The organism is Rhodoferax sp. OV413 (assembly GCF_945881795.1).
In the GTDB taxonomy this organism is placed as follows: domain Bacteria; phylum Pseudomonadota; class Gammaproteobacteria; order Burkholderiales; family Burkholderiaceae_C; genus Allorhodoferax.
On the sequence record NZ_CAMCVG010000078.1, the window covers coordinates 1 to 10,254 of the forward strand.

Annotated in this window: 6 protein-coding genes; 4 read left to right on the top strand and 2 right to left on the bottom strand. The window is 64.8% G+C overall.

Going from position 1 to position 10,254, the window contains the following annotated elements:
* The coding region (locus tag Q0O05_RS09625) for a transglutaminase family protein (RefSeq protein WP_293662497.1) at positions 1-2,869 on the bottom strand (2,869 nt) is incomplete at its 3' end.
* A gap of 129 nt (positions 2,870-2,998) precedes the next feature.
* Here Q0O05_RS09625 and Q0O05_RS09630 point away from each other — a divergent pair.
* The 4 genes from Q0O05_RS09630 to Q0O05_RS09645 are packed head-to-tail and all read left to right on the top strand — an operon-like array spanning position 2,999 to position 8,903.
* Entirely contained in the window at positions 2,999-5,518 is a 2,520-nt protein-coding gene (locus Q0O05_RS09630; protein WP_293662499.1) for a DNA internalization-related competence protein ComEC/Rec2, read from the top strand.
* A 59-nt stretch (positions 5,519-5,577) separates the two neighbouring features.
* On the top strand, positions 5,578-7,035 hold the full coding sequence (locus Q0O05_RS09635; protein ID WP_293662500.1) for a circularly permuted type 2 ATP-grasp protein: 1,458 nt from the start codon (positions 5,578-5,580) through the stop codon (positions 7,033-7,035).
* A gap of 8 nt (positions 7,036-7,043) precedes the next feature.
* Positions 7,044-8,000 (top strand): alpha-E domain-containing protein, encoded by a 957-nt coding sequence (locus tag Q0O05_RS09640; RefSeq protein ID WP_293662501.1) that lies wholly within the window; start codon positions 7,044-7,046, stop codon positions 7,998-8,000.
* 33 nt (positions 8,001-8,033) lie between these two features.
* The gene (locus tag Q0O05_RS09645; protein ID WP_293662503.1) at positions 8,034-8,903 is read left to right on the top strand and encodes an HDOD domain-containing protein; all 870 of its coding nucleotides are present in this window, start codon (positions 8,034-8,036) and stop codon (positions 8,901-8,903) included.
* 20 nt (positions 8,904-8,923) lie between these two features.
* Here the strand turns inward: Q0O05_RS09645 and Q0O05_RS09650 are convergent.
* Positions 8,924-10,254: SPOR domain-containing protein (locus Q0O05_RS09650; RefSeq protein WP_293662504.1), on the bottom strand; the 1,331-nt coding region annotated here is incomplete at its 5' end.

The window sequence follows — 10,254 nt, forward strand, 5'->3', positions numbered from 1 at the left end:
CGTCAAACCCATAGCCTGCGGCGTTCATGTCGGCCATCACATCGTCAAAGTCCATTTGGATGAAGGTCGGAAGCATGAAGCGGTCGTGCAGCGCAGTGCCCCAGCGGGTGAGTGGCGCCTGGTAGGGCGTCTTCCAGAATCGGGCCACCAGCGCGCGCAGCAATAGCTGTTGGACGCAGCTCATGTGGGGGTGGGGCGGCATCTCAAAGGCGCGCAGCTCCAACAGCCCCAGACGGCCGGTGGCAGAGTCGGGCGAGTACATTTTGTCGATCGAGAACTCGCTGCGGTGGGTGTTGCCGGTCACGTCCATCAGGATGTTGCGCAGCGTGCGGTCCACCAGCCAGGGCGGCATGTTCTGGCCATAGACCTCGCGGCTTTTGTAGATTTGCTCGATGGCAATTTCCAGCTCATAGAGCTGATCGTTGCGGGCCTCGTCCACCCGCGGGGCCTGGCTGGTGGGCCCCACGAACATGCCGCTGAACAGGTAGCTCAACGACGGGTGGTTGTGCCAGTACAGCAACAGGCTGGCCAGCAGCTCGGGCCGGCGCAGGAACGGGCTGTCGGCAGGTGTTGCGCCGCCCATCACAAAGTGGTTGCCGCCGCCGGTGCCGGTGTGGCGGCCGTCGGTCATGAACTTTTCGGCTGTCAAGCGCGATTCAAACGCTGCGCGGTACAAGAACTCGGTGTTGTGGACCAGCTCTTTCCAGTGGCTGACGGGGTGGATGTTGACCTCGATGACGCCGGGGTCGGGGGTGACTTGCAGCAGCTTGAGGCGCGGGTCGCGCGGGGGCGGGTAGCCCTCGAGCACGATTTGCACCTGCTGCTCGGCCGCGGTGGCCTCGATGGCTGCCAGTAGCTCGAGATAGTCTTCCAGCCGCTCCAGCGGCGGCATGAAGATGTACATGACACCCGACTTGGCTCCCGCCGCTTCGGCCTTGGGGCCGCTGGCGCGACGCGGGTCGCGCACCTCGACACACAGCGCGGTACGGGTGATCCAGTGGGCCGACTCCAGGCGGCCGGGGGCCTGCGCGCTCTCGTCTTTGCCCTTGCCCGAGCCCTGGCCTGTGGCTGTTTGCATTCTGTGGGCGGCGTAGCGCTGCGCGAGCGCGGAATGCGACGGCAACTGTTCGCGCGCTACGGTCGGGTCGCGTTCCACCAGATAGGGGTAATCGCCCTCGCTTACCCAAGGCAGAGAGTCCAGCGGCAGACGTAGGCCCATGGGCGAGTCGCCAGGCGTGAGGTACATGCGCTCATCGCGGAAGAACCACGGGCCGGTAGTCCACCCCGAGCCGGCTAGGCTCGGGTTAACGCCCTTGCCGGCCAGGCTCGGGGCGTCACTCTCCACCCGCAGCGGCAGCACATAGCCCACCACCGCGTCCAGCTTTTGCTCGAACACGCGGCAGAGGCGGGCGCGCTCCATCTCGTCATCGAGCTTGCTGTTGAAAGGATCCAGATTCACCGGCAGGCGCCGCTCGCGCCATAGGTAATACCAGGTGTCTTCATAGCCGGGCTGCACAAACTCGTCATTCAGGCCCAATGTGCCGGCCAGCCTGCGTATGAAGCGGCTGGCGTCTTCGGAGGTGTAACGGGTGGGCTGGCGTTCATCGCAGAACAGGGCGGGGTTGCTCCAGATCGGCTGTTGGTCGGCGCGCCAGTAAATGTTCAGGGCCCAGCGCGGCAGCTGCTCGCCGGGGTACCACTTGCCCTGGCCGAAATGAAGAAAGCCGCCCTGGCCATATTCGTCGCGCAGCTTTTGAACCAGCTCCGTGGCAAAGCCGCGCTTGGTGGGGCCCAGGGCGTCGGTGTTCCACTCGGCGGCGTCGCGGTCGCCCACCGCCACAAAGGTGGGCTCACCGCCCATGGTCAGGCGCACGTCGCCAGCCGCCAGCTCGGCGTCTACCGCCTCGCCCAGTGCCATCACATCGGCCCATTGTTCGGGGGTGTAGGGCTTGGTGACCCGGGGCGACTCCAGCAGGCGGGTGACCTGCATCTGGTGCGCGAACTCGACCTCGCATTCGTCCACACCGCCCTCAATGGGCGCTGCGCCGCTGGGCAGAGGTGTGCAGGCCAGCGGGATGTGGCCTTCTCCGGCGAGCAAGCCGCTGGTGGCGTCCAGCCCCACCCAGCCGGCGCCGGGCAGGTACACCTCGCACCAGGCGTGCAGGTCGGTGAAGTCGACTTCGGTGCCGCTGGGGCCGTCGAGCGATTTCACATCCGGTGCGAGCTGAATCAGGTAGCCCGACACAAAGCGCGCCGCCAGCCCGCAGTGGCGCAGCAGTTGCACCAAAAGCCAGGCCGAGTCGCGGCAGGAGCCGCTGCCCAGGGTCAGGGTCTCCTCGGGCGTTTGCACGCCGGGCTCCATGCGGATGGTGTAGTCCACCGCGTGGTGCACCAGCTGGTTGATGTAGACCAGAAAGTCGATGCTGCGCCGCTCGCGGAGGTCCACAGCCTCCAGGAAGGTTTTGAACTTCGGCGTGAGCGGCTTGCCGGCCATGTGGGGAGCGATGTGGGGGGCGAGGTAGGGGGCAAGCTCCTGCGCCAGCAGCGTGTCGTACTGGAGGGGGAACTTTTCGGCTGCCGGCTCCAGGAAGAAGTCAAACGGGTTGTAGACCGCCATCTCCACCACCAGGTCCACCGTCACCTTGAATTCGCGTGTCTTTTCGGGAAACACCAGCCGCGCCTGGTAATTGGCAAACGGGTCTTGCTGCCAGTTGATGAAGTGGGTGGCCGGCTCCACCGTGAGCGAGTACGAGATGACCTTGCTGCGGCAGTGCGGCGCGGGGCGCAGGCGGATGACTTGGGGACCGAGTGTGACCAGACGATCGTAGGAATAGTGGGTGACGTGATTCAGCGCAGCGTGGATGGACATGGGCCGGTCTCGGTAGTTGATCGGATGGTAACCATCGGGTTTGACACCGGCTTCAAGCAAGGTCCGCGCCATCGGCCCGCTCGGTGGGGCGCCCACCGCACTGCCACACCCGCGCATTAGCATGACGCCATGCTTTTCAACGCAGCCCGCATCCTGCTCTGGCCCCGCACCGGGCTGGCTCTGGGTTGCGGCCTGGTGGCGGGTGTGGGCCTGCAGGTGCAGCAGGCGGCTTTGTCGCCGGCCCCGGTTTATCTCTTGATTGTGCTGTTGGCGCCCGTCCTGTATGCGCTGGCTGCTCACAAAAGAATAGTAAACGGCTGGCACCAACTGGCCGTGGGTGTGGCGGCGGCAGCCTTTGCCTGGGGCCTGACCGGCCTGCGGGCGGTGATTTTTGTCAGCCAGGCCCTGGGCCCCGCACTGGAGGGGCGCGACTTGCTGCTTACCGGCGTGGTGGCCGACATGCCGCAGTTCTCCGAGTCCGGCATCCGCATACGTTTTGCGGTGGAAGAGGCCTTGGATGGCGGGCAGCGGGTGCAGCTGCCTGCCCTGATCGATCTGGGCTGGTACACCAGCACCTACAACGCCCGAACCGATTCCGCCGAGCCGCAGCGCCCACCCGCCGAGGTGAGCGCCGGCCAGCGCTGGCGCCTGCAGGTGCGACTCAAGGCGCCGCACGGCAGCGTCAACCCCCACGGCTTTGACTACGAGCTCTATCTCTGGGAGCAGGGCGTGCAGGCCACCGGCACGGTGCGTTCCACCGCCACGCCGGCGCCGCAACTCCTGGGCCAGACCTGGACCGCGCCGGTGGCCCGGGCGCGGCAGGAGGTGCGGGAGCGCATTCGCCAGCAGGTGCCGGACGACCGCGCCGCCGGGCTGATGGCGGCGCTGGTGGTGGGCGACCAGCGCGCCATCGACCGCAGCGATTGGGATGTCTTTCGTGCCACCGGCGTGAGCCATCTGGTCAGCATCTCGGGCATGCACATCACCATGTTCGCCTGGCTGGCCACGGCGGTGGTGGGGCGTGTGTGGCGGCGCTCTGTGCGGCTGTGTGAGCTGGTACCCGCATCCAGCGCCGGCTGGCTTATGGGGCTCATGCTGGCGACCGGCTACGCCGTGTTCGCCGGCTGGGGGGTGCCCGCCCAACGCACCTGCCTGATGCTGGCCGCAGTGGTGACGCTGCGGCTGGTGGGTGCGCGCTGGCCCTGGCCGTGGGTGGCGCTATGGGCGGCGGTAGTGGTGCTTTTGTGGGACCCCTGGGCCCTGCTGCAGGCGGGATTCTGGTTGAGTTTTGTGGCGGTGACGATTCTCTTCATCGCTAATTCTGCTATTTATTCAGGAGCTGCTGGCGCAGAGCGCGCGAGGGCTGGAGCCCCTTTTGATGCTAAAAATCCGGGTTACCGGCAATCCGCCGCAAGGGTGCTTGGCGGGCTGGGCGGCATGCTGCGTGAGCAGTGGGTCATCACGCTGGCCCTATCGCCGCTGGTGCTGCTGTGGTTCGGGCAGGTGTCGCTGGTCGGGCTGGTGGCCAATCTCTTTGCGATTCCTTGGGTCACGCTGGTGCTGACGCCTCTGTCGATGGCGGGAGTGGCGTGGCCGCCGCTGTGGGCGCTGGCGGGCGACGCGGTGACGCTTCTGTATGCGGTGCTGGAGTGGCTGGCCGCCTGGCCCTGGGCCACGGTAAGTTTGCCCCTGCCGCCCTGGGAGCTGGGCGTGTTGGCGGTGCTTGGCGGGGTGTTGATCGTGATGCCGCTTCCCCCGGCCTTGCGCGCGCTGGGGCTGGTGCCGGTGCTGGCTGCGCTCTTGTGGCGCCCGGCGCTGCCGCCTGCGGGTGAGTTTGAGGTTTTGGCGGCCGATATCGGGCAGGGCAACGCGGTGCTGGTGCAAACGGCTGGCCATGCCCTGCTGTTTGACGCCGGTCCGCGCTACAGCCTGGAGAGCGATGCCGGCAACCGTGTGCTGCTGCCGCTGCTCAAGGCGTTGGATGTGCGGCTGGACATGGTGCTGCTCAGTCATCGCGATGCCGACCATGTGGGTGGGGCCGCCGCCGTTCTGGGCATGCAGCCGCAGGCAAGCTTGCTGAGCTCGATCGAGCCCGGGCACCCGCTTCAGCAGCTGCGCGCCGCCAGCCGCTGCGAGGCGGGCATGGCATGGGAGTGGGACGGCGTGCGCTTTGAGCTGCTGCACCCCGAAGCGGCCGACTACAGCGCCAGCCCGCCGCCCAAGTCCAACGCCTTGTCCTGCGTGCTGCGCGTCAGCAACCGCCGGCAGACCGCGTTGTTGACCGGTGATATCGAAGCCCCTCAGGAGCGTCGCCTGCTGCGCTCGCCTGACATGGCCGACAAGCTGCGCGCCGACCTGCTGCTGGTACCGCACCACGGCAGCAAGACCTCGAGCACATCGGAGTTTCTGAAGGCGGTGCAGCCGCGACTGGCGCTGGTGCAGGCCGGCTACCGCAACCGCTACGGCCACCCTGCGCCCCCGGTCATGCAGCGCTACCGAGAGCTGGGCATCCAGGTGCTGAATTCGCCCCAATGTGGTGCGGCGCGCTGGCGCTCCGCCGCGCCCGAGGGTGTGGCCTGCATGCGGCAGGAAGAACCTCACTATTGGCGTCACGTTCTGGCGAACGAGGGGCGGCACGATGTGCCATAGTGGTGCGCAGGCTTTGTGGCCCGAAGTTTGCATGGACGGTGTTCAAAGAGGTCTTTGATATGCAGAAATTCGACGAGATGTATACCCAGCTCCCCTATGAATTTTTCAGCCAGGGGAGCCAGATAAGAGACCACTACAAAATCTACGACGAGTGGCTGGCGCGCCAGCCCGGCGACATGATGGCCAAGCGCCGCGAGGAAGCGGAACTCATCTTCCGCCGCGTCGGCATTACCTTTGCGGTGTACGGCGAGAAAGACGAAGACGGCTCCGGCACCGAGCGCCTGATTCCGTTTGACCTTATTCCCCGCATCATTCCCGCCCACGAATGGGCCGATTTGGAACGGGGCCTGGTGCAGCGGGTCCATGCGCTCAACCGCTTTATTCACGACGTCTATCACGGCCAGGAAATCATCAAGGCCGGCATCGTGCCGCGGGATCAGATCGAGGGCAACGCCCAGTTCCGCCCCGAGATGGTCGGGGTCGATGTGCCGCATCAGATTTACTCGCACATTGCCGGCATCGATATCGTGCGGGCGCCCGGCGCCAAGGGCAGTGGCGAGTACTACGTGCTCGAAGACAACCTGCGGGTGCCAAGCGGCGTGAGCTACATGCTCGAAAACCGCAAGATGATGATGCGGCTCTTCCCCGACCTGTTCAGCGCGCACCGGGTGGCGCCGGTGGCCCATTACCCCGACTTGCTGCTCGAAACCCTGCGCCAGAGCAGCCCCGCCACCACGGCCGAGCCCACCGTGGTGGTGCTCACCCCGGGCATGTACAACAGCGCCTATTTCGAGCACGCATTCCTGGCCCAGCAGATGGGTGTGGAGCTGGTCGAGGGGCAGGACTTGTTTGTCAAAGACAACTTTGTCTATATGCGCACGACCCGCGGCCCCCGCAGGGTGGACGTGATCTACCGCCGGGTGGACGATGACTTTCTGGATCCCACCGTCTTCCGGCCTACCTCCACCCTGGGCTGCGCCGGTTTGATCAATGCCTACCGCGCGGGTAACGTGAGCATCTGCAACGCGGTAGGCACCGGTATTGCCGATGACAAATCCATCTACCCCTACGTGCCACGGATGATTGAGTTCTACCTCGGCGAGAGCCCTGTGTTGAACAACGTGCCCACCTACATGTGCCGCAACAAGGACGACCTAGCCTATACCCTGGCCCACCTCCAAGACTTGGTGGTGAAAGAGGTGCACGGCGCCGGCGGCTACGGCATGCTGGTGGGGCCCGCTGCCACCCGAGCCGAGATGGAAGACTTCCGCAGAGCGCTGGTGGCTAATCCGGCCGGCTACATTGCCCAACCCACGCTCAGCCTCTCGAGCTGTCCCACGTTTGTAGAAAGCGGCATCGCCCCGCGCCACATTGACCTTCGCCCCTACGTGCTCTCAGGCAAAACCGTGCAGATGGTGCCCGGTGGCCTGACCCGTGTGGCCCTCAAGGAGGGCTCTCTGGTGGTCAACAGCAGCCAGGGCGGCGGAACCAAAGACACCTGGATTCTGGAGGCCTAAGGAAGCGTATGTTGTCAAGAACTGCAGACCACCTGTTCTGGATGTCCCGCTACACCGAGCGGGCCGAAAACACCGCACGCATGCTCGATGTGAATTACCAGACTTCACTGCTGCCGCAGTCTGAAGCCGTGGCGCAGATGGGCTGGCAGGGCCTGCTGTCGATCAGCGAGTTGATCGACCCGTACCAGCAGAAGCACGGCCGGATTGTGGCGCGCGAGGTGATGGATTTCATGGTCAAGGACGCGAGCAACCCGTCTTCCATCGTGTCCTGCCTGAGTGCGGCTCGCGAGAACGCCCGCGCCGTGCGCGGGGCGCTGACCACCGAGGTCTGGGAAACGCACAACACCACTTGGCTGGAAGTGCAGCGCATGATCCGGACCGGCGACTTTGAGCGCGACCCCTCGCAGTTTTTTGAATGGGTGAAGTTCCGCTCGCATCTTTCGCGCGGGGTGACGATGGGTACCATGTTGATGGACGAGTCCCTGCACTTCATGCGCCTGGGCACCTTTCTGGAGCGGGCCGACAACACAGCGCGGCTGGTGGATGTGAAGTTTCACGCATTGCAGAGCGATTTTTTTGGCACCGCCAGCGAGAAGGATCAGGAGTACGACTTCTACCACTGGAGCGCCATACTGCGCAGCGTTTCTGCCTTTGAGGTCTACCGCAAGGTATACCGCGACGTCATCAAGCCCGAGCGTGTGGCCGAGCTGCTCATCCTTAAATCCGACATGCCGCGCTCGCTGCACGCCAGCCTGAATGAAGTGGTCAACAACCTTTCCCTGGTGGCCAGCAATCCCACCAGCGAAACCCTGCGCCGCGCGGGCAAGCTGCGTGCCGAGCTGCAATACGGCCGCATCGATGAAATCCTGGCCACCGGGCTGCATGCCTACCTCACGCAGTTCCTTGACCGGGTGAACGATCTGGGTGCCCACATCAGCCGGGAGTTTCTCGTGCCCGTCACATGACTCTTTGCATAATGCCCGGGCTAAGGAGAGACCATGCGCATTGCCGAAATTGACCGCGAAATTGAAACCGCACGCGTTGCCGGACCGCTGAAAGACATCGTGATCGAGCCCTGCCCGGCCCTGTTGTCGGACTTGCGTGTTGAGGTGAATCGCGAAGACCCGGACCCGTCCACCATCGCCAAGATCGCCTCCCGCGATGTCGCCATGGCCGCAGCACTCATCAAGGTGGCCAACAGCCCGATGTATGCGCGCGCTCAGCCTGCCGGCACCGTGGCCCAGGCTGTGGCGCTATTGGGCATCTCGCAAAGCGTGTCGGTGCTTACCGGCTTTTTGCTGCGCACGACCATCAAATCCAAGTCCGCACTGCTGTTGCACTTCTGGGAAACATCCTCTCGCCGCGCCGACGCCATGGGCTACCTTGCCCGCCAGATGTACGGCGTGAATGCCGATGTGGCCCACACCTGCGGCTTGTTTTGCAACGTGGGCATTCCGGTGATGATGCAGGGCATCAAGGGCTACGAAAAGACGATGGCGCTGGCGCAGGTTCAGACCGACAGGTCCAGTATCGAGCTTGAGAACGCCAACCACCGAACCGACCATGCGGTGGTCGGCGCCATCGTGGCCAAGACCTGGCGCCTCTCGCCCGACGTAGCCCATGCCGTGCGCCTGCACCACGATTTCACGGTGTTGCACGACGAAAACATTCCGACCAAGGTGCGCACGCTGGTGGCCATGTCACTATTGGCAGAGCATCTGGTTTTGTCGCACGAGGGCGTGCAGGAACACGGGGAGTGGAGTCAGCACGGCAAGGCGTGCATGGACTTCCTGCATGTCAGCGAGAAGGAAGTCGTGCACTGGCAAGACGCTCTGCACGAGCAATTCAACGGCACCGTGAGCGCCTGAACGCCTCTCCCTGTTCAGCCTTAGGGCAGGGTAGCAACCCGCCCCTCAATGCCCAAGGCGCGCATCTTGGCAGCCGCCGCGTCAGCCTCAGCCACCGTGTCATACGGCCCCGCCTGTAAGAGTGTGCGGTTGCCGCTGGCGGCTTGCACCTCTCTGCGGATGACTGGAATGTCGGCATCGGAGAGCTTCACCAAGGCGTTGCGCGCGGCGTTGGCGTCTGAAAACAAACCCACGTTCACCACAAAACGGCTGGCTTGCGCCTTTTCTGCGGGAGCCGCTGTAGCTGGCGTTGAGCGCGGGGCAGGTGAGGATGGTGTAACGGGTGTAGTCGGTGTGGCGGGTGCGTTAGCTGCGGTCGGTGAGGTACTTCCGGTAGGTGTGGGCTGCACGGGCAAAGTTTGCCCCATGGCCGCCGCCACTTCCCGCGCCGCCGCATCAGCCGCCGCTGAGCGCATGGGCACCGGCATGGGAACCGGAGCGGCGGCGACTGGTTTGGTCGTGGTCGCCTTGGAATCGGCTGGCTTCGAATCGGCTGGCTTTGAAACGGTCGGCTTGGGGGCGGCTGGCCCGGCAGGCTTTTCCGTGTTGCCGGACATTGGGGGAGCCGACGCGGGCGGAGGTGCGGGGGCGGGCGTTGGCGTTGGCGTGGGTGCGACAGACATTGCTGGCGCTTCAGGGGTTGGGGAAGTAGCAGGCGCGGTGGAGGTGGCGGCACCTGCGGGAGGTGCTGGTACGGCAGCAGGTGCTGCATCTCCCGACTCAATTTTTCCGCTGGCAACATTGCGCCCCTCGCCGGCGGCCGGCGTTGCATTGAGGCCGGGCTTCGCTGCGTCCGCGGCGGGCGCGCTTGGTGGCGTGCCAACCGGGCTGCCAAAGGGAAGAGGCTCAAAGCCGGTAAACATCGCGTAGGACTGCAGCGCAATGCCCAGCGCCACGGCGTTGCCAATCGCAATCATGATGAGCCCCCTGCGGGTGCTGGATTTCTCATGGAGATCAATGCAGGCCTCGGCCACTGACCGGTGCTTGGCCAGCGCTTTTTGCACCCGGTCGCGCGTTGCCAAAAAATACAAAGCGTTGCCACTCAAGCCGGGCACCACCACGGTCAGCCCCACGATGGCCGCCAGCAGGCCCCACTGCAAGCCGTCGGAAAACTGGAACACTAGTTTGCCTATGCCCAGCCCCAAAAGCGCTGCGGCCACAATGCTGCCGCTATAGGCCAGCGCCGCCTGCCAGAGCTGGCGGAACATCAGCCAGTTCAGGGTATTGAATGCAGCGGCCCAATTCCAGCTCAGGCCGGGCCGGTCTGCCGCCTCGAACCGGACAAACCTGGGCAGGTAATAACCATTGCTGA

Excerpts from the sequence above, each read along its gene's own strand:
- Q0O05_RS09630 (WP_293662499.1), top strand. The coding sequence starts at position 2,999 with ATGCTTTTCAACGCAGCCCGCATCCTGCTCTGGCCCCGCACCGGGCTG.
- Q0O05_RS09635 (WP_293662500.1), top strand. The coding sequence starts at position 5,578 with ATGCAGAAATTCGACGAGATGTATACCCAGCTCCCCTATGAATTTTTC.
- Q0O05_RS09640 (WP_293662501.1), top strand. The coding sequence starts at position 7,044 with ATGTTGTCAAGAACTGCAGACCACCTGTTCTGGATGTCCCGCTACACC.
- Q0O05_RS09645 (WP_293662503.1), top strand. The coding sequence starts at position 8,034 with ATGCGCATTGCCGAAATTGACCGCGAAATTGAAACCGCACGCGTTGCC.